Annotated in this window: 19 protein-coding genes; 3 read left to right on the forward strand and 16 right to left on the reverse strand. The window is 66.6% G+C overall.

Features of this window, described 5'->3' with window-relative positions; genetic code table 11:
* Positions 1 to 85: 85 nt before the first annotated feature.
* Positions 86 to 1,132, forward strand: coding sequence for an AraC family transcriptional regulator (locus tag HWX31_RS29510; protein WP_174964973.1), 1,047 nt, complete (start codon positions 86 to 88; stop codon positions 1,130 to 1,132).
* A gap of 82 nt (positions 1,133 to 1,214) precedes the next feature.
* Here the strand turns inward: HWX31_RS29510 and HWX31_RS29515 are convergent, their stop codons facing one another.
* The 5 genes from HWX31_RS29515 to betC all read right to left on the reverse strand — a co-directional run bounded on the left by HWX31_RS29515 (position 1,215) and on the right by betC (position 6,053).
* Complete coding sequence (locus HWX31_RS29515; protein ID WP_174964971.1) at positions 1,215 to 1,562, reverse strand: MTH938/NDUFAF3 family protein; 348 nt, start codon at positions 1,560 to 1,562, stop codon at positions 1,215 to 1,217.
* Between the two features lie 89 nt (positions 1,563 to 1,651).
* Positions 1,652 to 1,930 carry a hypothetical protein gene (locus tag HWX31_RS29520; protein ID WP_174964969.1) on the reverse strand — a complete coding sequence of 93 codons (279 nt, stop codon included), beginning with the start codon at positions 1,928 to 1,930 and terminating at the stop codon, positions 1,652 to 1,654.
* A 189-nt stretch (positions 1,931 to 2,119) separates the two neighbouring features.
* Positions 2,120 to 3,262 carry a porin gene (locus tag HWX31_RS29525; RefSeq protein WP_174964967.1) on the reverse strand — a complete coding sequence of 381 codons (1,143 nt, stop codon included), beginning with the start codon at positions 3,260 to 3,262 and terminating at the stop codon, positions 2,120 to 2,122.
* A gap of 246 nt (positions 3,263 to 3,508) precedes the next feature.
* Complete coding sequence (gene choX, locus HWX31_RS29530; protein WP_174964965.1) at positions 3,509 to 4,480, reverse strand: choline ABC transporter substrate-binding protein; 972 nt, start codon at positions 4,478 to 4,480, stop codon at positions 3,509 to 3,511.
* 37 nt (positions 4,481 to 4,517) lie between these two features.
* Entirely contained in the window at positions 4,518 to 6,053 is a 1,536-nt protein-coding gene (betC, locus tag HWX31_RS29535) for a choline-sulfatase (RefSeq protein WP_174964963.1), read from the reverse strand.
* Between the two features lie 235 nt (positions 6,054 to 6,288).
* On the opposite strand from betC, the gene HWX31_RS29540 reads away from it, so the two are divergent.
* Both HWX31_RS29540 and purU read left to right on the forward strand, forming a co-directional pair.
* A complete protein-coding gene (locus tag HWX31_RS29540) occupies positions 6,289 to 7,194 on the forward strand; it encodes a choline sulfate utilization transcriptional regulator (protein ID WP_174964961.1) in 906 nt (301 codons plus the stop codon).
* Positions 7,195 to 7,357: 163 nt separating this feature from the next.
* Complete coding sequence (gene purU, locus HWX31_RS29545; RefSeq protein WP_174964959.1) at positions 7,358 to 8,227, forward strand: formyltetrahydrofolate deformylase; 870 nt, start codon at positions 7,358 to 7,360, stop codon at positions 8,225 to 8,227.
* 269 nt (positions 8,228 to 8,496) lie between these two features.
* Here the strand turns inward: purU and HWX31_RS29550 are convergent, their stop codons facing one another.
* From HWX31_RS29550 to HWX31_RS29600, 11 genes are all read right to left on the reverse strand, one after another.
* A complete protein-coding gene (locus tag HWX31_RS29550) occupies positions 8,497 to 10,152 on the reverse strand; it encodes a trimethylamine N-oxide permease (RefSeq protein WP_174964957.1) in 1,656 nt (551 codons plus the stop codon).
* Between the two features lie 167 nt (positions 10,153 to 10,319).
* Complete coding sequence (locus HWX31_RS29555; RefSeq protein WP_174964955.1) at positions 10,320 to 11,183, reverse strand: glycine betaine ABC transporter substrate-binding protein; 864 nt, start codon at positions 11,181 to 11,183, stop codon at positions 10,320 to 10,322.
* A gap of 116 nt (positions 11,184 to 11,299) precedes the next feature.
* Positions 11,300 to 12,460, reverse strand: a complete 1,161-nt coding sequence (locus HWX31_RS29560; RefSeq protein WP_174964953.1) for an FAD-binding oxidoreductase — start codon at positions 12,458 to 12,460, stop codon at positions 11,300 to 11,302.
* 26 nt (positions 12,461 to 12,486) lie between these two features.
* Positions 12,487 to 13,728, reverse strand: a complete 1,242-nt coding sequence (locus HWX31_RS29565; RefSeq protein WP_174964951.1) for an aromatic ring-hydroxylating oxygenase subunit alpha — start codon at positions 13,726 to 13,728, stop codon at positions 12,487 to 12,489.
* 52 nt (positions 13,729 to 13,780) lie between these two features.
* A complete protein-coding gene (locus HWX31_RS29570; RefSeq protein WP_059609689.1) occupies positions 13,781 to 14,566 on the reverse strand; it encodes a drug:proton antiporter in 786 nt (261 codons plus the stop codon).
* The gene (locus tag HWX31_RS29575; protein WP_174964949.1) at positions 14,563 to 15,732 is read right to left on the reverse strand and encodes an electron transfer flavoprotein subunit alpha/FixB family protein; all 1,170 of its coding nucleotides are present in this window, start codon (positions 15,730 to 15,732) and stop codon (positions 14,563 to 14,565) included. The genes HWX31_RS29570 and HWX31_RS29575 overlap by 4 nt, the downstream gene beginning before the upstream one ends.
* 8 nt (positions 15,733 to 15,740) lie before the next feature.
* The gene (locus HWX31_RS29580) at positions 15,741 to 17,666 is read right to left on the reverse strand and encodes a (Fe-S)-binding protein (RefSeq protein WP_174964947.1); all 1,926 of its coding nucleotides are present in this window, start codon (positions 17,664 to 17,666) and stop codon (positions 15,741 to 15,743) included.
* Positions 17,667 to 17,670: 4 nt separating this feature from the next.
* Positions 17,671 to 19,734 carry an NADH:flavin oxidoreductase gene (locus HWX31_RS29585; RefSeq protein WP_059609692.1) on the reverse strand — a complete coding sequence of 688 codons (2,064 nt, stop codon included), beginning with the start codon at positions 19,732 to 19,734 and terminating at the stop codon, positions 17,671 to 17,673.
* Positions 19,735 to 19,795: 61 nt separating this feature from the next.
* Positions 19,796 to 20,329, reverse strand: coding sequence for a DUF5943 domain-containing protein (locus HWX31_RS29590; RefSeq protein WP_059609693.1), 534 nt, complete (start codon positions 20,327 to 20,329; stop codon positions 19,796 to 19,798).
* A 140-nt stretch (positions 20,330 to 20,469) separates the two neighbouring features.
* Complete coding sequence (locus HWX31_RS29595) at positions 20,470 to 21,441, reverse strand: dipeptidase (protein ID WP_174964945.1); 972 nt, start codon at positions 21,439 to 21,441, stop codon at positions 20,470 to 20,472.
* Between the two features lie 40 nt (positions 21,442 to 21,481).
* On the reverse strand, positions 21,482 to 22,756 hold the full coding sequence (locus HWX31_RS29600) for a serine hydroxymethyltransferase (RefSeq protein WP_174964944.1): 1,275 nt from the start codon (positions 22,754 to 22,756) through the stop codon (positions 21,482 to 21,484).
* Between the last annotated feature and the right edge of the window lie 44 nt (positions 22,757 to 22,800).

Here is a 22,800-nt window from a genome sequence, read left to right on the forward strand (position 1 = left end):
TGAGTTTTTGATCGACATACGCACTCTAGCGACCGCGAGAGGCCGGCGTTTGACGTCACGAGACTAATATTTTACATTTTGAGACATGGATCCATTGGTCAGATCAAGCGGCCTTCGCGGCTATCCGGCACTGATGCGCGACATGGGCCACGATCCCGTGCCGCTGCTGCGCCGCTACCACATTGCGGAAGAGTCGCTGAACCGGGACGATGCATTGATTTCGCTTCGCTCCGGCACGCACCTGCTGGAAGCCAGCGCAGAGGTGACGCGATGCGGCGATTTCGGTCTGCGCTTGTCCTCGCATCAGAGCATCGACGTGCTCGGTCCGTTGAGCATCGTGCTGCGCAACGCCCCCACGATCAGGGATGCCCTGAACGATTTGATTCGCTACCTGTTCGTGCATAGCCCGGGCATCGTCGTGTCGGTCGACGAGCGCAGCCCCGTCGTGAAGAACACGGTCGCGATATCCATCGACATTCGCCTGTCCGGCCCGATCGTCACGCGGCAAAACAGCGATCTTTGCCTCGCGGACGCACATAATTTCCTGCGGCTGTTTGCCGGAGACAAATACGATCTACGCGCCGTATCGATACCGCACGAACCTGTCGTCAGCCGCGCGGTGTACGAGCGCTTCTTCGGGGCGAGACTGCTGACTGAACCGGTCGGCGCAACGTTGTACATTGCGCGTGATACGTATTCCGCGAACGTTCAAGGCGCGAACGCCGCGTTTCGTCAGATCGCGGAAGACTACATTTTCCGGAATTTCGGTGCGGCCCAAGGGAGCGCGTCCGATCGCGTTCGCCAAGTGCTGCGGCAAACGCTTGGCGCGTCGAGCTGCGACAAATCCAGTGTCGCCGCGCTGCTGGCGCTGCATCCAAGAACGCTGCAGCGCCGTCTTTCGGACGAGGGCACGTGTTTCGAAACCATCAAGGACGAGGTTCGCCAGCAGCTCGCGGCGCATTACCTTCAGAACACCAGACTGACGATCGGCCAGATTTCGCTGATGCTCGGCTATCCGGCTCAGTCCGCATTGTCGCGTGCCTGCCACCAATGGTTTGCACTCACGCCATCGGATATCCGCAGCGGAAATCAACGGGATTCGAGGGCATGCGATGGAGAGACTGAAGGTTAGGGATCTCCCATTTCGCCCGCCGTCGGGCCCACCGGCCGGGGTGCATCAGGAATCGAACCCGAAAACCATGCGGATGTGCGGTCTAGCACGTGACATGCAGGATCGCATTGGTCCGGTCAGGGTGCTCCTTGAGTTTGGCGATGGCTTCCGCCGTCGGCAGGATGACCAGTTCGACTCGTCGACGCTTGGCCTCGTGCTTCACCTCGTCCATCACCGGTAGCGCCCCGGTGCCCGTACCGATCACGAGCCGATGGCACTCCCAAGGTATATCTTCCGCCGCAGACAGCGGTGTGTGCCCGAATGCCTCGCGGAACTGCCGGGAGGGCTTCTTCTTGCGTTTGCGAACCTGCCCGTGATCAATTACCACGTCATGCTGATAGGTCACGCCATCAATGCGGATGAAACCAAACGCAAATGCTTCGAAGCGCATACCCGCCTCCGCCGGTTTCGTGCCGACTACGTCGACAATCAGGACGTGCAGTAACGAGCGTCGTCAAGGCCGGCATAAGTCGGCCATCCTTATCGGCGCGCTGTCGGGTCTTTCAGTGGGCGCTTGCCGTCGATGATCGCTTTTGCTTCGTCGATGGCCGCATCCAACGCCCAGTTTTCGCGACGGTAGCCCTCTTCCTCGAGGCATTGAACCGGAATTTGCATGGCGGGCTGAGCATCGGTGTCGTTCGGGACAAGCACGAAGCCGTGGAACCCGAATATCTGCAAATCCGCACCGCCGACGCCTTGTTTCAGGAGCGTTTGAACTGAATATTCAAAGCCATTGTGCGTATTCTCGGCGCGGGCCATGATCGTCTCCAGCGTGGTCGTCTCTTGATCCTAGCACCAACGAATAGGGCTCGATTGCAGCGTTGGCCGAACGCCAACGATCCCCCCGCATTCTCCGGTAGTCCGCGATGAACAAAAAAATAGCGCGAACCGGAGTTCGCGCCAAAGAGAGACCTCGCTGAAGACTGGATGCCGCGGCGCTCGCCTCGCTCAGAACGAATGCCGCATGCCGATCCGCACGTCGGCCTGGGTCTGCGTCGTCGACGGCGTGAAGCTGTAGCCGATCACCGCATCGACGCCTTGCGACGCGCGCAGGTAATCGCCGGAGATGTACACGTCGGTGCGCTTCGACAGCAGGTAGTGGAGGCCCGCCGTGCCCTGGTTCCAGTGGTGGCCTTCGAAGCGCGTGTGCTGGTAGCCCGCAATCAGGCTGAGCGCCGGCGTGAACTGGTACAGGCCGCCGCCTTCGTACACCTGCATGTGCGACGAGTTGCCGAAGCCCTTGATCGTCGTGTACGAGTAGTTCGCGTCCAGCGTCAGCTTGCCGATCGTGTAGCTCGTGCCGACGCCGAACGTGCCCTGGCTGTCGACGTTCATCGGCGTGTTCGCGAACAGGTCGGTGCGCGCGCCGGTCGCCGGATCGACGGTGACGGTCTGCTGGCCGAGGAACGTGTGCGTGCCGATCATCGCGTACGGATCGAACGCGTAGATGCCGTTCGGGTTGTTCAGGCGCGTGTATGCGGCGCCGATCGAGAAGTCGCCCTTCGTGAAGCTCGCGCCCGCGCTCCATGCGCTGTTGCGGTGGAAGTTGCCCGCGACGTTGCCGAACGAGTACATCGCGCCGAACTTGAAGCCGCTGAGATCGTTCGACAGGAACTTCACCGAGTTCGGCAGGCGGTCGCCGTTGAAGCGGTCGAAGTCGCCCTGGTGAATCGCGTAGCCGCTGCCCCACGCGGAGATGTTGTAGATCGACACCAGCTCGTTGGTGATGTCGAGCTGGTTGCCGAACGACAGCGTGCCCCAGTCGTTCTGCAGTCCGACATAAGCCTGACGGCCGAACTGCGCGCCGCCGAAGCCGAGCTGGCCGTTGCCGAGGTGGAAGCCGCTCTCGAGCGTGAACACCGCCTTCAGGCCGCCGCCCAGATCCTCGGTGCCCTTGAGCCCGAACCGGTTGCCGTAGGCGACGCCGTCGTCGAACTTGACCACGTGCGCGCCGCCCGTGTTGTTCACCCACGTAATGCCCGCATCCAGAATCCCGTACAACGTCACGCTGCTCTGCGCATGGCTCACTGCCGGTGCGCAGGCCGCCGCGCATGCAAGCGCGGCTGCTGCGGCCATTTTCGTCTGCTTCATTGTCGACCACCCTCCCTGACCATTCGATGGAAAGAACCCCAGACCTCGTTGGCGGCGTCGAGCGCCGCCTCATTCGCATTCAGTACGTCTGATGGCTTCGCCGTTTCGTTTTCCGCAATAGCGAACGCCATGGGCAAAAAATACAAACCCATATTTCGTGTCACCCGTCTGAAGGCGACATCAAATGGTCTGGTTACGACCGACCGGGAAAACACGGATGGCCGACGGCGCACGCTGCGCGGCCCGTCAGCGGCCGTCCAGCGCCGCGCGCACGGCCGGCAGCCCGGGGGCGCCCGCGGCCGTCGTCACGCCGTCCAGCCACCCCGCGACGAGCGACGGCTCGGCCTTCAATGCATGCCGGGCGGCGAGCGGAGCCGGGGTCTTGTTGTTCAGCATGTCGGCGATCATCCGGTTCTCGATGTCGACGGTGAACGTCATCTGCCGGAACAGGCGCGCAAGGTTCGCGCACTGGTCGGCGAAGCCCGCGCGGGCGACCGTGTTGACCGTCGCGCCGCCGTAGTTCGGGCCGAAGTACGTGTCGCCGCCCGCGAGATAGGTCAGGTGGAATTTCGTGTTCATCAGGTGCGGCTCCCACGCCAGAAACACGATCCAGCGCTGGTCGCGCACCGCGCGCTCGACCTGCGTCAGCATCCCCGTCTCGCTCGATTCGACGAGCGCCCAGTTCGCCGGGCCGAGCGCGTGGTCGGCCAGCATCCGCCGGATGTTCTGGTTGGCCGGCGCGCCGGGCTCGATCCCGTAGATCTTCCCGTCGAAGCGGCCCGCATGGCGTTCGAGATCGGCGAACGTGCGCACGCCCGCGGCGGCGACGTAGTCGGGCACCGCGAGCGTGAACTTCGCGCCGCTCAGGTTCGCGTGCAGCACGTCGATCGCGCGCGCGTCGACGAACGGCTTCACGAGCGGCCCCTGCGCGGGCATCCAGTTGCCGAGGAACACGTCGACCTGCCCTTTCTTCAGCCCCTGATAGGTGATCGGCACCGACAGGTTCGACACGTCCTGCCGATAGCCGAGCGCCGTCAGCACGACGCCGGCCATCGCGTTGGTCGCGTCGATGTCGGTCCAGCCGGGCCCGGCCATCCGCACGTCGCGGCAGGCCTGCGGCTCGGCCGCGCGGGCCGCCGTCATGCACAGGGCGGCGGCGCACGCCGCGCCGGCGATCGTTCGTGCTGCGTTGCGATATCGCTTGGTCATGCGCTTCATCATCCGCTCCGTCTTCGGTGATCGAAATACGTGCCGCTCAGCGCGCGATGCGCGGAAAGCGCGCCATCGCCTCGAGCGTGTCGAGTTCAATGTGGTTGCGCATGTAGCGCTGGCTCGCGTCGGCGAACGGCTGCCAGTCCCACGCATGAATCCGGCCCCGCGTCGTCGCCGCGAAATGAAAGCGCCGCCGGCGCTGGCTCGCGAGCACCTGCCCGTGCAGCTCGGCCAGGTTCCAGCGCGCCGCCGCTTCCGCGCGGAACGCCGCGAGCACGTCCGCCGCGTGCGGCTCACCGGCAAGGTTGTGCAGCTCGCGCGGGTCGTCCTTCAGGTGGTAGAGCTGGTCGGGATCGGCCGGGCAATGCACGTATTTCCAGTCGCCGCGCCGGATCATCACGATCGGCGCGATCGCGCCCTCGGCCAGGTACTCGCCGAGCGCGACGTCGTGCGCCGGCGCGCCGCGCAGGTGCGGCACGAGGCTCGCGCCGTCGACCGGGTCCGGCCAGCCGCCGTCCGGCGCGCCGCCCGCGAGCTCGACGAGCGTCGGCAGCAGGTCGACGTGCGACACGGGCCCCGCCACGCGCGCCGCGTCGAAGCGGCCCGGCGCATGCACGATCAGCGGCACGCGGCAGCCGCCCTCGAAGAACGTCATCTTGTACCAGAGGCCGCGCTCGCCGAGCATGTCGCCGTGGTCCGACGTGACGATCACGATCGTGTCGTCCGCGAAGCCGCATTGCTCGAGCGCCGCCAGCACGTTGCCGAACTGCGTGTCGACGTAGGACGTCGCGCCGTAATACGCATGACGTGCGTTGCGGACCTGCGCGTCGGTGGGCGGCGTGCGGTCGTTCTCGCAGACGGCGCGCAGCCGCCGCGAGTGCGGATCGCAGTCGGCCAAATCGAGCCGAACCGCCGGCATGTCGATCTCGTCGTCGCGGTACAGGTCCCAGTAGTCGCGCGTGATCGCGTACGGGTCGTGCGGATGCGTGAGCGACACGACCATGCAGAACGGCCGCGCATCCTGCCCGGCCGCCCGTTCGCGCGCGAGGTCGAACAGCTTCTGGCGCGCGGCGAACGCGACTTCGTCGTCGAAATCGAGCTGGTTGGTGCGCACGCACGGCCCCGCGTCCAGCACCGAGCTCATGTTGTGATACCAGCTCGGCCGCTCTTCCGGATGCGCCCAGTCGGGCACCCAGCCGAAATCGGCCGGATAGATGTCGGTCGTCAGCCGCTCCTCGAAGCCGTGCAGCTGATCCGGGCCGCAGAAGTGCATCTTGCCGGACAGCACGGTGCGGTAGCCGGCCGCGCGCAGGTAGTGCGCGAACGTCAGCGTTTGCGCCGGCAATTCGGCGGCGTTATCGTAGGCGCCGATCGCGGACGGCAGCTTGCCCGTCAGCAGCGAGAAGCGCGACGGCGCGCACAGCGGGCTCGCGCAGTACGCGGCGTCGAACACGACGCCTTGCGCGGCAAGCCGGTCGAGCGTCGGCGTGCGCGCGACGCGGTTGCCGTAGGCCGGCAGCGCGAACGGCGTGAGCTGGTCGGCCATCAGGATCAGGAGGTTCGGTGTCGGGTGCGTCATCGTCGATCGTCGGGAAAGTCGGTTCAGGTCGGATGCGTGCGCGCCGCCTTGACGGCGATTCGTCTGCCGCAACGGAAGGCGGCCGACGCAGGCCGCGCAGCATGCGGCCGCGACGTGCCAGAATGGCCGGAAGCCCTGCGTGCAGTACCGCGCAGCGCGCCGCACGACCGCACTATTGCGCGCCGAAACCCGCCCGGGAAGGTATCCGGTCCTTATGGGCCCATTAGGGACGCTTATGTCGAAACCCGATCCGTTGCCGTCGATGCAGGCGCTGCGCGCGTTCGAATCGGCCGCGCGCCTCGCGAGCTTCACCGCGGCCGCGCGCGAACTCGGCTCGACGCAGCCGGCCGTCAGCCAGCAGGTGTTCCAGCTCGAGGCCGAGCTCGGCGTGCCGCTGTTCGAGCGCAGCCCGCGCGGCGTCACGCTGACCGACGACGGCCGGTGCCTGTACGAAGCGGTCCGCGCGAGCCTCGACACGCTGCGCGCCGCGACCGCGACGCTGCGCGCGCGGCGCGAGCACGGCACGCTGACGCTCGTCACCGACTTCGGCTTCGCGACCTACTGGCTGATGCCGCGCCTCGCGGGCCTGAAGCGCGTAATGCCGGACGTCGACGTGCGGGTCGTCACGTCGCAGGACTTCGACGCGCAGCGCGATCACGCCGACATCGCGATCCTGTTCGGCGACGGCCACTGGCCGACTTGCACGGCCGCGCGGCTGTTTCCGGAAGCCGTCACGCCGGTCTGCTCGCCCGCGTTCCGCGCCGCGCATCCGCGGGTCGCGCAGCCCGGCGACCTGCTCGACCTGCCGCTGCTGCACGTGCAGCCGACCCGGCCCGAGCGCTGGCTGTCGTGGCGCGGCTGGTTCGACGCGCACGGGCTCGCCGCGCCGGCGGCCGCGCACGGCGTGACCTTCAACAGCTACGCGCTCGTGATCCACGCGGCGCTGCTCGGCGAAGGCGTCGCGCTCGGCTGGACGCCGCTCGTCGACGAACTCGTCGCGTCGGGGCAGCTCGTGACGCTCGTCGATGCGCCGGTCGTCACGTCGCGCGGGTATTTCCTCGTGCGGCCGCCGGCGCGGCCGGAGCCGAGCGCCGCGCCGGTGTTCCGCCGCTGGCTGCTCGACGCGTGCGCGCTCGCATGATGCGCCGCGCGGCCCCGCGCTGACGCGCCGATACCAGCCACACGGCGAGTCGGTTCTATCCGCTCGGAATCTGACCTGATTTACTTGGGCATCGCGATTCGCCGTCGCGGCGCCCCCCGTGCGCCGCGCGACGCCGATCGCCCACCGAGACCCGAGGAGCCCCATGAGCGACGCCCAACGCCCCGAACAATTCGTCCTGACGCTGTCGTGCCCGAGCGCGGCCGGCCAGGTCGCCGCCGTCGTCGGCTTTCTCGACCGCCACCGCTGCTACGTCGACGCGCTGAACGTGTTCGACGACGATCTCAGCAACCGCTTCTTCGTGCGCTGCGTGTTCCATCCGACCGACGAAACGCTCAGCGTCGACGCGCTGCGGCACGAATTCACGCCGATCGCCGCCGGCTTCGACATGCAATGGGCGATCCACGACGTCAATGCGCGGCCGAAGGTGCTGATCATGGTGTCGAAGCTCGAGCACTGCCTTGCCGACCTGCTGTTCCGCTGGCGGATGGGCGAGCTGAAGATGGACATCGTCGGCATCGTGTCGAACCATCCGGACTTCGAACCGCTCGCCGCGCAGCACGGGCTGCCGTTCCGCCATTTCCCGATCACCGCCGACACGAAGGCGCAGCAGGAAGCGCAATGGCTCGACGTGTTCGAGACGAGCGGCGCGGAGCTCGTGATCCTCGCGCGCTACATGCAGGTGCTGTCGCAGGAAACGAGCGCGAAGCTCGCGAACCGCGCGATCAACATCCATCACTCGTTCCTGCCCGGCTTCAAAGGTGCGAAGCCGTATCACCAGGCGCACACGCGCGGCGTGAAGCTGATCGGCGCGACCGCGCACTTCGTCACCGACGATCTCGACGAAGGCCCGATCATCGAGCAGGTGGTCGAGCGCGTCGATCACGCATATCGCCCGGAGCAGCTGCTCGCGGTCGGCCGCGACGTCGAATGCATCACGCTCGCGCGCGCGGTGAAGGCGTTCATCGAGCGGCGGGTGTTCCTGAACGGGGATCGGACGGTCGTGTTTCCGTAAGCGGCCGGAATTCGCGCGGGCAACGCGACGGCGCCGCAATCCGATGCGTGACGATCAACAGCAGGTACGGCGGGCCATCAGGTCATGATGGTGCCGACGCGCTTCATGCGCACGCTCGGCGACGATACGCGGACGGCGGATGACGAGGCCGCGAGCTGAACGACGCGACGCGGCGCTGCGCACGGCAAGCCGGTGTTCGCAGGTTCGTCGCGCCGGACCCGTGTGCGGTTTCCGTGTCCGGCGCGAGAATCGCTGCACCCGCTGCGTGCTTACTTCACCCACGCAAGGTAATACGACAGCCAGATCGTCAACGCGGCTCCAACCAGCGCCGCATACGGCGCGAGATTGGGCCATGCTGCGCGCTTCGGCACTTCGAGCTCCATGTCGCGCTGCATCTGCGCGGGGAAGCGGCCGCGATCCTGCCAGTAGTGGCGATAGAGGAACACCGGCACGATCAGCAGCATCGCGATCAGCCCGTTGCGCAGCGTGCCTTCGCCCTGCAGGTTCGCGCCCGCGCCGACGTAGACGAGGTTCGCGTAGCCGCACAGCGAGCCCGCGACGAGCAGCCACGTCGGGCAGCGGAACGGACGCTCCCAGTTGCCGCGGTCCATCCGGTGGATCCAGCCGGACTGAAGGTTCAGGAATACGAACAGCATGTAGCAGACGTTCGAGATCGACAGCACCGTCATGTAGTCCGACATCATCAGCAACACGAGGTTGAAGCCGAGATCGGTCCACATCGCGCGCGTCGGCGAGCCGTGCTCGTTCACGTGCGACAGGTACTTCGGCAGCCAGCCGTCCACCGACGCCTGGTACAGCGTGCGCGACGAGCCCATCATCGACGTCATCACGATCAGCAGGATCGACAGCATCAGCATCACGACGACCGCGTTCGCGACCCACGCGCCGCCGCCGACGATCTTCGCCATCGCGGCCGCCACGCCGGTACCGTCGCCGATCGCCGGATCGAGCATCGCCTGCGTGCCGAGCGCGCCCTGGAACGCCATCGGCACGAGCGTCATCACGACGAGGCACAGCGCGCCCGACCAGAAGATCGCCTTCGCGGTGTCGCGGCGCGGATCGCGGAATTCGCGCGTGTAGCAGACGGCCGTCTCGAAGCCGTACGATGCCCAGCCGGCCATGAACATCGCGCCGAGCGCCATCACGACGCCCTGCCCGTTCCACGAACCGAACGTCGTCGCGCTCAGGTTGCCCTGCGCGTCGTGGCCGAGCGGCAGCAGCGGCAACAGGTTCGACATCGGCACGTCGCCGGTCACGAACGGCACGATGCCGACGATCAAGAGCGGCGTGAGCGACGCAATGCCGAGAATGCGCTGCGTGCGCGCGGCCTTCGACGCGCCGCTGTGCTGAAGCTTGAACGTGATGAGGAGCAGGATCGTCGCGATGATGAACGTCGCGTTGATCCGCAGGGACAGGCCCGGCTTGATGAAGCTCAGGTCTGCGATCTTGAGCTGCCATTGCAGCACCGCCGCATCGGCGGGAAAGAGGCTCGTCAGCGCGTAGCTCGCCGCGAGACCGCATCCGAGCGCGAGCATCGGCGACCACGCGAGCCAGTTGCACCACACGGATACCGGGGCAATCAGTTTGCTGTAACGCACCCAGCCGATCGCGCCGTACACCGACGCGCCGCCCGATTTATGGGGAAATAGCCCGGAAATTTCCGCATAAGTCGCGCTCTGGATCAGCCCCATCGTGATCGCGGCGATCCAGATCGCCCACGCGGGCTGGCCGATCGTCGCGCATACGCCGCCGATCGTGAACAGCACGCCTGCCGGCACGCCGCTCGTTACCCAGAATGCATCCTTCCAAGTCAGGCCACGATGCAGCGTGTGGCCCGTCGAATCATGTGAGATGGTTGCCTCAACATCACTGGTGCCATTCGCACGCAGTCCTGCCTGACTCATCCAAATCCTCCTGTGATGACTCCGCACAAGTGTCGCAGTGTAACAACTTTTGCGCTTTTTTGCAGAATCGGAAAAATAATTCCGGGATATGACGCGCACTCCGTCGCATTGCTTCGGAATCCTGCACGTCACTCCCGGACGTCGTTGTTATGTTTTCGTGTGGTGATTTACTGCGCGCCTTCCGTCCATGCATTCACGCGGTCCGCATGGGCTGCGATCCACGCATCGGCGGCGGCTTCCGGCTTCGAGCCGTTCTGGATCGCCAGCATCACGCTGTCGATTTCACCCGGCTTCCACTGGAATTTCTTCAGGAACACGACCACCGGCTTCGCCTTCGTTTCGAGGTTCGGATTCGCGACGCTGTCGACGTGCTCCGCGCCGCCGAACACCTTCTTCGGATCGTCGAGGAAGCGCAGCTTCCACTTCGCGAACATCCAGTGCGGCGCCCAGCCGGTGACGATCACCGGCTTGTTCGCGTTGACCGAACGCGCCAGCTCCGCCGTCATCGCACTGCCCGAGCTCGGCATCAGCGAGTAGCTGAGGCCGTAGTTCTTGATCGCCTCGTCGGTCTTGCGCATCACGCCGGCACCGGCGTCGATCCCGACGATGCGGCCGCCGAAGTCGGCCTTCTCGGCGTTCAGATCGTCGATGCTCTTCGCCTTCACGTAGGCCGGCACGATCAGGCCGATCTTCGCGTCATTGAAGTTCGCGCCGAGATCGACGACCTTGGCCTTGTACTGATCCCAGTACGAGCCGTGCGTGACCGGCAGCCACGCGGACAGCGTCGCGTCGAGGTCGCCGCGTGCGACGCCCTGCCACATCACGCCGGCCGCGACCGGCACGAGCTGCACCTGGTAGCCGAGCTTCTTCTCGATGATGCGCGCGGCGACGTTCGACGTCGCGACGCTGTCGTCCCAGCCTTCGACATAACCGATCTTCAGCGTGGGTTTCGTGTCGGCAAGCGCCGACGCACTCAGCGCCACCATCGCCGACAGTGCGCCGGCATACAGCAGTTTTCCGAACAACTTCATGGTCGATCTCCTTTGAATCGGGCGCGAATGCCCCCATGCCTCTCTAGGTTCTTCAACCACAATTCCGCGGTATCGTTGTTTTCCGACGCGCGCTTGTCCAGTCGCGACGCCGGCGGCTACTTGTCGATCACGAGGTCCGTCAGCGGCTTGCTGCAGCACAGCAGCACCATCCCCTGATCGATCTCGCGCTGGCGGATCCCGCCGTTGTGCTTCATCTCCACCTGGCCGGACACGAGCTTCACCTTGCAGGTGCCGCACATGCCCTGCGTGCACGATGCCGGCAGCCGCACGCCCGACTGGCGCGCCGCGTCGAGCACGTGCTGCTCCGAGCCGCAGGCGATCTCACGGTTGCTCTTCGCGAAGCTGACGGTGAACTGCGTCGTCGCCTTGTCGCTGTTAGCGCCATCGCCGTTCGTGGCGGGTGCAAGGTCGGCCGCCAGTTCGTCGCTCGCCGTCTCCGCGAGCGTCTCGAACGAGAAGCTTTCCTCGTGGTACTGCTTGCGATCGAACCCGGCTTCGTCGAGCAGGTCGCGCACGGCCTTCATGTACGGCGCGGGGCCGCACGTGAAGATCTCGCGCTCCATGAAGTCCGGCGCGATCAGCTTCAGCAGCGACAGCGACAGGAAGCCCGTGACGCCCGGCCAGCTGGTGCGCGCGCCGACCCGCTCGACGACGAACGACGTGCGGAAATTCGTGTGGTTCGTCGCGATCAGGTCGAGCTCGCGCGCGAAGATGATGTCGTCGGGCGTGCGGGCGCTGTGTACGAACACGATGTCGCGATCCTCGGCGAGATCGTGATGCGCGCGGCTCATCGACATCAGCGGCGTGATGCCGGAGCCGGCCGACAGGAACAGGTACTTGCGCGCCGGATGCCGTGCGCAGGTGAACTCGCCGGCCGGGCCGAGCACGCGAATCGGCGCGCCCGGCTGCAGGTTGTCGTGCAGCCAGTTCGACACCTTGCCGCCCGGCACGCGCTTGACCGTGATCGAGATCGTGTGCGGCCGCGCGGGCGACGACGATATCGTGTAGCAGCGGTTGATCGTCTCGCCGTCGATGTCGAGCTCGAGCGTGATGAACTGCCCGGGCTCGAACGAGAACGCACGGCCCTGCGGCGAACGGAAGAAGAAGCTCTTCACGTCGTGCGTTTCCTGCCGCACCTGGCAGCAGACCAGTGTTTCCTCGACGTCGCTCGTCCAGCGCTCGGGAAGCGCGTTCCAGAACGCCGGGCGCGTCACCCGGCTGTCGGTCGGCTCGAAATTCGCCGCATCTCGCATCATGTCTTGCTCCGCTTTCACGCTTGTTGCTATGCGCCGGTTTGTTCGGCGAGCCGGCCGATGTACCAGGCCGCGAATTTCTCGACGAGGCCTTCGGTGTACGGCGAGTACGGGCCCGGCTCGTACGCGCTGCTCGTCGCGCCGCGCTGCGAAAACTCGACGAGCGCGCGGTCCTGGTCGTTGGTCGCGTTCCACACGGCCGTGAGGTTCTTCACGTCGTAGTCGATGCCTTCCTTCGCGTCCTTGTGCACGAGCCACTTGGTGCGCACGAGCGTCTTGCCGGCCGACAGCGGAATCACCGAGAACGTGACGATGTGGTCGCTCATGAAGTGGTGCCACGAGTTCGGCTGCGTCCAGAACGACAGGCCGCCGAGGTCGGCCTTGTCGAAGCCGCCGAGCAGCTTCTTCGACGCGACCTTCGCATCGAGCGTCTGCGATTCGCCGTGGCGGTCGAGCGGCAGGCGCTGCGTGCGGAACCCGGTCACGTCGAGCAGCCTTTCGACCTCGGCGGACGGCAGGCCCATCTCGGCCCACTCCTTCCCTCGCCGGATGCACGTCTCCGCGAACGCGTCCATGCCCTCGGCGTTGGCGTCGGAGCGCTGGTAGCCGAACCCGTATTCGTACAGCGAAATCGTCAGCTCCGGATGGTTCGCGACGCAGTGATAGCACTCGCGGTTGTTCTCCATCGTGAGCTTCCAGTTGCCTTCCTCGATGATGTCGATCTGCGCGGCGATCTTCGTGTTCGGCAGGTCATGCGGCAGCAGGTACGGCTCCATCGTCGCGCGCAGCTGCGCGAAGTCCGCCGGCGGCTCGTCCGCGAGGCAGATGAAGATCAGGCCCGCGAGGTTCTGCACGTGCACCTGCTTCAGGCTGTGCTTGCAGCGGTCGAACTGCTCGCCCATGTGCTCGGCGAACATCAGCTGGCCGGTCAGGTTGTAGGTCCAGCTGTGGTACGGGCACACGATATTGCCGACCGACCCTTTGTCCTCGTTGCACAGCCGCGCGCCGCGATGGCGGCACACGTTGTGGAACGCGCGGATCTGCATGTCGTCATCGCGCACGATCAGGATCGAATCGCTCCCCAGTTGCACGGTCACGTAGTCGCCCGGCTCGGGCACGTCCGGCTCGACCGCCACCTGGATCCAGTGCTGGCGGAAGATCGCCTCCATGTCGAGCGCGAAAATATCCTCGCTCGTATAGAACGGCGCTTCCAGGCTGTACCCCGCCTTGCGTCGTTCGATCAGTGCACGAATGTCTGCCGTTACTTTCATCGTTTGCTCCGGATTCCTTGCGTCCCTGGGTTCTTGCCGACAGGCATCAAAATCAGTAGTCGATGAGCTGATGCTCGCGCAAATACGCGAGGATCACTTGTGCTTTTTCGACCGAACTCCCTTCATTTACGACGTTCCCGCCCCGGCTTTCGGTGGTGGTCGCCGACAGCATCCGGGCATGCCCGGAGCGCTTCTCGGCGGCGGCCAGCTTCACCGGCTTGCGTTCGATCGCGCCGACCGTCCACGCGGCCGCGCCGGCGTCCGCGCCGGGCGACACCCGCACCGGGCGCACGCTGCCCGCCTTCAGGCGCGCATACGCGTAGCGCGGCTGCGCGTTCGCGAGCGGGTGCACGGCGACGACCGCCGGCAGCGCGGCGTCGACGCGCCTGCGCAGCCCTTTCGGCAAGAATTGCCGGACCGCCGCGCGGCCCGCGTCGATCGTCACGTCGACGGCCGAGCCGACGAGCGGATAGCCGAGCGCCGCGGCGACCTGATACGGCAGCATCCCGGTGTCGTACGCACCCTCGGCGCGCGTGCCGGTCAGCACGAGGTCGTAGCCTTCGACGCGCGCGGCGAGCGCGCGCGCGGCATCGTCGCCGTCGCGGCAGGTCAGCACCTCGACCTCCCGCGCGCCGAGCGCCAGGTATTCGGCGAGCGCCGGCGTGATCGGGTCGCCCGCGTGGATCACGTCGAGCTGCGAGTGATGGCGCTCGGCCAGCGTGCGGCCGAGCTCGAGCGCGGCCGCGTCGTTGCGGCTGTAGCGCGGCGCGCCGCTGACCGGATGCCGGCCGACCGACACCAGCACCGCGATGCGCTTCAACAGTCGGGGGGCGTTCATGCTGCGACTCCTTCCGGTTGACGGGCGCCGGCCCCTGCCGGCGATGCGCCGCGCGCGGCCCGCGCGGCCTGGACCTGCTCGATCAGCGCGGCGATCGTGCCCTGCGCGTCGCCGACCACCGTCAGGTTCGCGCGCTTCGCGATCGGCGCGCTGCCGTCGAGGTTCACCGCGATCACGTGGCGGCAGTCCTTGATGCCCTGCAAGTGCTGCACCGCGCCCGAAATGCCGAACGCGATGTAGACGCTCGCCTCGACCGTCTTGCCGGTCGCGCCGACCTGCTTGTCGCGCGTGAAGTGGCCGTTGTCGACCGCGACGCGGCTCGCGCCGATCGCCGCGCCGAACGCGCCGGCGAGCCGCTCGAACGCACCGATGTCGGTCACGCCGTTGCCGGCCGACACGATGAAATCGGCTTCCTCGAGCGCGACCTGCGCCGCGTCGAGTTCCTCGAGGCCGAGATCGCGATACGCGTGCGCAACGTCGGCGGCCGGGCGGATGAAATCGCCGGCAAGGCGCTCGCCCGCGCCGACGAACGGCAGCTTGGCTTCGACCGCGTTCGGCGCGAGCAGGATCACGTCCGGCAGCGCGCGGGTCGCGAACGCGCGCCGGGCCTGTGCATAGGCGCCGACGTGCTTCGCGTCGATCTCGACGACGTTCGTCGCGACGCTCGCGCCGGCCGCCGCCGCGTGGCGCCGGCCGAGATCGCCGTCGCCGGTCGCGTTGTCGGGCACGAACACGTGCTTCGGCGCGAGCGCCGCGACGCACGCCTGCAACGCTTGCAATTCGCTTTCGGGTGCGAACGTGCGACGGTCGAAGCCGGCCAGCTCGATCAGCTTGTCGACGCCGAGTTCGGCCACGTCGTCCTTCAGTTCGCCGAACACCAGCAGCGCGACTTCGGTCTGCGCGTCGGCAAGCAGCGCGGCGGCGGCAATCGCCTGGCGCGCATGGTCGTCGAGCGCGCCGCGCTCGCTGTGCGCCACCGCGAGCAGCACGTGCTTCGGGTCCTGCACCGCGCGGCGCGGCTTCGCATCCGCTGCCGCGTGGCCGTGCGCGGACCATTGCGCGGCGCTCGCGTCGGCGCTGCCTTCCTCGCCCAGCGTGATGCGCTTCAGGCCTGCCGCCGTGATGATGAACGGCCGGCGCGGATCGATTCGTTTGATCGTGTTCATCGATTCACTCACTCCAGCGACGCAGCAACGAGTTCGGCCACGTCGAGCACGTCGGGGCGCGGGCCCACGACGCCTTCGAGCATCGCCGTGCAGTTCGGGCAGGCCACCGCGACCACTTCCGCGCCGATCGTGCGCGCATCGGCGATGCGGATGTCGGGAATGCGCTGCTTGCCGGGGATGTCGGTCAGCGGCGCGCCGCCGCCACCGCCGCAGCAGCGGCCGCGCATCCCGTTGCGCTCCATCTCGACGACCTGGATGCCGATCGTCTTCAGCAGCTTGCGCGGTGCGTCCGTCTCGCCGTTGTAGCGGCCGAGATAGCACGGGTCGTGATACGTGGTGCGCTTCTCGCTCAACGCGTCGACCGCCTTGGGCGAAATCCTGCCGCTCTCGGCGAGTTCGGCGAGATAGGTCGTGTGATGCTTGACCGTCACGCGCAGGCCGAGCGCGCGGTATTCGTTGCGCAGGCTGTGCATCACGTGCGGGTCGGCCGTGACGATCTGCTTGTACGACAGCGTCGACAGCGTGCCGATCAGGCGCTTCGCGAGCTGCTGGAACGTCGCCTCGTCGCCGAGACGGCGTGCGACGTCGCCCGTGTCGGTCTCGCCGCCGCCGAGCACCGCGTAGTCGACGCCAGCGCGGTTCAGCACCTTGACGAGCGCGCGCAGCGTGCGCTGGTAGCGCATGTCGAACGCGCCCTCACCCGCGACGAACAGCACGTCGACCGGCTTGCCCGGCTGTGCGACCGGCGCGTTCAGGTCCACCGACCAGTCGTAGCGCGCGGCCGTGTCGTAGCCGCCCATCGTGCCCGTCTCGCGCAGGTTCGCGAGCACTTCCGCGCCCTTGCCGGGCACCGTGCCGTGCACGAGCGTCTGGTTGCGGCGCATGTCGACGATCGCGTCGACGTGCTCGATCAGCATCGGGCATTCCTGCACGCACGCGCGGCAGGTCGTGCACGACCACAGCGTCTGCGCTTCGATCAGCCCCGACACGATCGGGCCGTTCGGCTCGCCGTGGTGCTGGCCGACCGCGATGCCCGGCGTCGGGCTGCCCGCATACGCCGCATCGCTGCCGCCCGCCATCCCGACGACGAGATCCTGGATCAGCTTCTTCGGGTTCAGCGGCTGGCCCGACGCGAACGCGGGGCACGCGGCTTCGCACTTGCCGCACTGCACGCACGCATCGAAGCTCAGCAACTGGTTCCAGCGGAACTCGACCGGCTTCGCGACGCCGTATTCCTGCTGCTCGATGTCGGGCAGCTTCAGCGCGGTCGGCGGCGTCGCGGTGCCGTTGCCGGTGAACGATTCGCGGGTCGCCGCGAAACGCTCCTGGCGCGGGTGGAACGCGAGATGCAGCAGGCCCGCGATCGCGTGCTTCATCGGGCCGCCCTTCGCGGCGCCGAACGTCATCGCGAATGCGCCGACACCGATCAGCACCGCGCAGAGCACCGCGAACGCGCCGGACATCGCGCCGGCCGGCACCAGCATGTACAGCACGAGGCCGAGCGAGAACGAGCCGAGCAGCCACGGCAGCGTATTCCACGGGCCTTTGGACAGCCGCGCCGGCACGTTCCTCGCGTGACGGCGGCGCCACACGAACACCGCGCCGACCAGCATCGCGAGCGCTGCCAGGAAGATCAGCTTGTCGAGCCACGGCGAGTAGATCGCGAGGCCGTAGTTGACAAACACCAGCGCGAGCGCGGCGATCGCGCCGCCTGCCGTCGCGACGTGCGTCTTCGCGATGTACGGATCGCGGGCGACCACGTGGTGCAGGTCGACGAAGTAGCGCTTCGGGATCGCGAACAGGTTCGCGATCCCGAACGCGCCGGGCGCGGTGGCCCGGCCGAGACGCCAATACGACGAGCGCTTCGCGACCGCGAACGCGAGCCCCGCCACCGACAGCCACAGCAATGCGGTAATCAGGAAGGACGGATTCATGGCGTTAGAAATCCTTCACGAGACGCAGCGAGTCGTAGATCGCGCCATGGACGTTGTGCATCGAGATGCAGTCGCCGACACGGAACAGCAGGAAACGGCCGTTGCCGAGCTCTTCCGACAGGCACGGCTGCGGCTCGGCCGCAAACAGCGTGTGCGGATCGATCTGGCCGCGGTTCAGCGATTCCGGCTTGAGCTTCCAGTACAGCTCGTCGTTCGGCGACGAACCGTTCTCGATCACCACCTGGTCGACGGCGCGCTCTTCCAGCTCCTCCGTGTACTCGTTGCGCAGCACGGCGATCTTCTTGCCGTCTTCCTCATACACGCGGTCGAGCATATAGTTCGGCGTCGGGATCACGCCGAGCGCGTACAGGCGGCGATAGAAGATCGGGAACGTCGTGCCGCCGCAATCGTCGGCCACCTTCACGTCGGGCGTGACGACCTCGACCTTCGAGCCGCGGCTCGCCATGAAGTCGGCCACACCCGCGCCCGCATGGGTGCTCACGCCGTCGAACAGCAGCACGTTCTGCTTCGGCTCGACCTTGCCGGTCAGGATGTCCCACGAGCTGACGGCCAGGCCCTCGGCCACGCCCCACGCCGGCACCTGCCACGTGAAGCTGGAGCCGCCCGTCGCGAGCACGACGATGTCCGGCTTCTCGGCCATGATCATCTTCTCGTCGGCGGCCACGCCGAGGCGGCGGTCGACGCCCAGGCGCTTGGTTTCCATGTCGAACCAGCGGATGATCCCCGACATCTGTTCGCGCTGCGGCGCCTTCGCGGCGATCATCACCTGCCCGCCCACCTCCGTGTTCTTCTCGAACAGCACCACGTCGTGCCCGCGCAGCTTCGCGACGCGCGCCGCCTCGAGGCCCGCCGGGCCGGCGCCCACCACCACCACCTTGCGCTTCGGGCCGCGCGACTTCTCGATGATGTGCGGCATCGTCGCTTCGCGCGAGGTGGCCGCGTTCTGGATGCACAGCACGTCGAGGCCGTTGTACTGGCGGTCGATGCAGTAGTTCGCGCCGACGCACTGCTTGATTTCGTCCTCGCGGCCGTCGCGGATCTTGATCACCATGTGCGGATCGGCGATCTGTGCGCGCGTCATGCCGACCAGGTCGATCATGCCGGTGGCGAGCAGGCGCTCGGCCTGGCCCGCGTCGCGGATGCTCTGCGCGTGCATCACCGGAATCTTCACGACCGACTTGATGCCGGCCGCGAGGTGCACGAACGGCTCCGGCGGCAGCGCCATCGGCGGCATGCAGTTCGCGATCGTGTTGTGCGTATCCCCGCCGGAACCGACCACGCTCAGGTAGTCGATCAGGCCCGTCTCCGACATCGCCTGCGCGATTTCCTTCAGCGCCTCGTGATCGAGGCCGTCCTCGTGGAATTCGTCGCCGCACATGCGCAGGCCGACGCAGAAATCCTTGCCGACCGCCTCGCGCACGGCCGTCAGCACTTCGATGCCGAAGCGCAGGCGGTTCTCGAGGCTGCCGCCCCATTCGTCGGTGCGATGGTTCGAGCGCTTGCTCCAGAACTGGTCGATCAGGTGCTGGTGGGCGGCCGAGATTTCGATGCCGTCCATGCCCGCGGCCTTCACGCGCTTCGCGGCCGCCGCGAAATCGCCGATGATGCGGCGGATTTCCTCGATCTCGATGATCTTCGCGTTGCCGCGGTGCACCGGCTCGCGCACGCCCGACGGCGACATCAGGTGCGGCCAGTGCTCGCCGTGGAACGACGAGCGGCGGCCCATGTGCGTCGCCTGGATCATGATCTTCGCGCCGTGCTTGTGCATCGTGTCGGCGAGGCGCGTGAGCGGATCGATGATCCTGTCGTTCGACAGGTTCACCGATTTCCACCAGCCCTGCGGGCTGTCGATCGACACGGGGCTCGACCCGCCGCAGATCGCCAGGCCGACGCCGCCCTTCGCCTTCTCTTCGTAATAGCGGATGTAGCGGTCGCCCGGCAGGCCGCCCGGCTCGGCATACACCTCCGCGTGGGCGGTACTGACGATCCGGTTGCGCAGCGTCAGCTGGTTCAGCTGCATGGGTTTGAACAGGTGGGGATAACGCATCGCTGGCGACCTCTGGCGTTCGTGTGTCTCGTGTTGCGGGTGTTGTTCCGTGTCTGCTGTGTCAGTGCGCGAGCGGCGACACTTCGAACACGCAGTGGTCGTGGTGCTCGGCCGCGCACTGCACTTCCTTCGATTGCGAGCGCGGCGCGCCCTTGCCTTCCGGCGTCGTGTCGTTCACCCAGTCCATCGCGCCGGCGAACCAGCCGGCGAACATGTAGCAGAGCTTGCCTTCCTTGCCGGGCTGCTGGAGCACGAACGACGAGTGGCGCAGCTCGATCTTCGCGCGCGCCGTCGCCGGATCGGCCTCGATGATCGAGAACAGGCCCCAGCCGCGCTGCGACAGGCGCTTCAGGTAGTGCTCGAACACCGCCATGCCGGTCAGGCCGTGCAGCTTCGCTTCCTTGTCGCACCAGTGGTACGCGGACTTGTAGCCGGCCTTGTAGAGGATCTCGGCATACGCTTCGACGCCGAGCGCTTCCTCGACGGCGACGTGGTTGTTCGTGAAGAAGTGGCGCGGCACGTACAGCATCGGCAGCGCGTCGGTGGTCCAGACGCCGGTATCGGGATCGACGTCGATCGGCAGTTGCGGTTGCATCGTGGTGACTCCGTGAGGAAATTGGCCGCGCGGCTCAGTGCGCAGGCGCGACATCGTCCGCGCGCCCGCGCGGCTTGCGCGGGCACGTCCCGATTTTTTTAATGTTGAATCGCGGGTGGCGGTTCGGCTCGATGCGGCGCTTACGCGCCCCACACGTCCTTGAACACGCGCACCCAGTTCTCGCCCATGATCTTGCGGATGCGCGACTCCTTCCAGCCATGGCGTTCCATCGCCGCGGTCAGGTTCGGGAATTCGCCGATCGTGCGGATGCCGTCCGGGTTGATCACCTTGCCGAAGTTGGTCAGTTGGCGATAGCGGCCCTTGTCATGCGTCAGCATGTCGAAGAATTCCTTCGCGTAGTCCTGCGTGAAGTCCGTGCCGATGCCGACCGCGTCCTCGCCGATCAGGTTCACGACGTAGTCGATCGCCTCGATGTAGTCGTCGATGTTCGCTTCGATCCCGCGCTTCAGGAACGGCGCGAACATCGTCACGCCGACGAAGCCGCCCGCATCGGCGATCTCCTGCAGCTGTTCGTCGCTCTTGTTGCGCGGATGCTCCTTCAGGCCCGACGGCAGGCAGTGCGAATAGCACACCGGCTTCTTCGAGAACGCAATCGCTTCCGACGACGTGTTGCCGCCGACATGCGACAGGTCGACCATGATGCCGACGCGGTTCATCTCGGTGATCACTTCGCGGCCGAAGTCGGACAGCCCGCCGTCGCGCTCGTAGCAGCCGGTGCCGACCAGGTTCTGCGTGTTGTAGCAGAGCTGCACGACGCGCACGCCCATGTCGGCGAACGCCTCGATGTAGCCGATGTTGTCCTCGAACGCATGCGCGTTCTGGAAGCCGAGGATCACGCCGGTCTTGTCTTCCTTCTTCGCGCGGAAGATGTCTTCCGTCGTGCGCACCAGCGTCAGCAGCTCGCTGTTGTCGCGGATCTTCTTCTTCATCACGCCGATGTTGTCGACGGTCTTCGTGAAGTTCTCCCACACCGACACCGTGCAGTTCGCGGCCGTGATGCCGCCACGGCGCATGTCCTCGAACACCGGTTTCTCGAACTTCGAGATGTTCAGCCCGTCGATGATGATGCTGTCCTGATGCAGCGTGCTCATATCTGCCTCTCGCTTGAGTCTCTGGTCTTGTCGGTGTCGATCAGTAAATCGGGAAGCGCTCGCACAACGCGAAGATCTCGCGGCGCACGCGCTGCTCGGTGGCATGGTCGCCCTCCGGGTTCGCGCGCAGCGCGTCGAACACCTCGAGGATCAGGCGGCCGACCTCGCGGAATTCCGCGACGCCGAAGCCGCGCGTCGTGCCGGCCGGCGTGCCGAGGCGGATGCCCGACGTGACGGTCGGCTTCTCGGTGTCGAACGGGATGCCGTTCTTGTTGCAGGTGATGCCCGCGCGTTCCAGCGCCTGCTCGACCGGCGCGCCCTTCAGGCCCTTCGGGCGCAGGTCGACGAGCAGCAGGTGGTTGTCGGTGCCGCCGGTGACGAGATCGACGCCGCCCGCCTTCAGCACTTCGCCGAGCGCCTGCGCGTTCGCGAGCACGTTGTCGATGTAGGTCTTGAAGTCCGCGTGCAGCACTTCGCCGAACGCGACGGCCTTGCCGGCGATCACGTGCATCAGCGGGCCGCCCTGCAGGCCGGGGAACACGGCCGAGTTGATCTTCTTCGCGATGTCCTCGTCGTTGGTCAGCACGAAGCCGCCGCGCGGGCCGCGCAGCGTCTTGTGGGTGGTCGACGTGACGACGTGCGCGTGCTCGACCGGATTCGCATGGCGGCCCGCGGCGATCACGCCCGCGATGTGCGCCATGTCGACCATCAGCTTCGCGCCGACGCTGTCGGCGATCGCGCGGAAGCGCGCGAAGTCGAGCTTGCGCGGATACGCGGAGAAGCCGGCGATGATCAGGCTCGGCTTGTGCTGCTGAGCCAGTTCCTCGACCTGGTCGTAGTCGATCAGCATCGTGTCGCGGCTCACGCCGTACTGCACCGCGTTGAACCACTTGCCCGACAGCGCCGGCTTCGCGCCGTGCGTCAGGTGGCCGCCCGCGTCGAGCGACATGCCGAGCACCGTGTCGCCAGGCTTCGCGAGCGCGAGCATCACCGAGCCGTTCGCCTGCGCGCCCGAGTGCGGCTGCACGTTCGCGTAGCCGGCGTTGAAGATCTGCTTCACGCGCTCGATCGCGAGCGCCTCGACTTCATCGGCGAATTCGCAGCCGCCGTAGTAGCGCTTGCCCGGATACCCTTCCGCGTACTTGTTGGTCAGCACCGAGCCCTGCGCTTCGAGCACCGCGCGCGACACGATGTTTTCCGACGCGATCAGCTCGACCTGCGACTGCTGTCGCTCGAGTTCCTTCAGGATGGCGCTGCGGACCGGCGCGTCGCGCTCGGCGAGGGGCTGCGAGAAGAAAGACTGGGTGTTCGACATAGAGCATCCGTGACGAAGAATAGTGGGCGGCAATCAATGCTTGA

This window comes from Burkholderia ubonensis, from assembly GCF_902833085.1.
GTDB lineage: Bacteria > Pseudomonadota > Gammaproteobacteria > Burkholderiales > Burkholderiaceae > Burkholderia > Burkholderia ubonensis.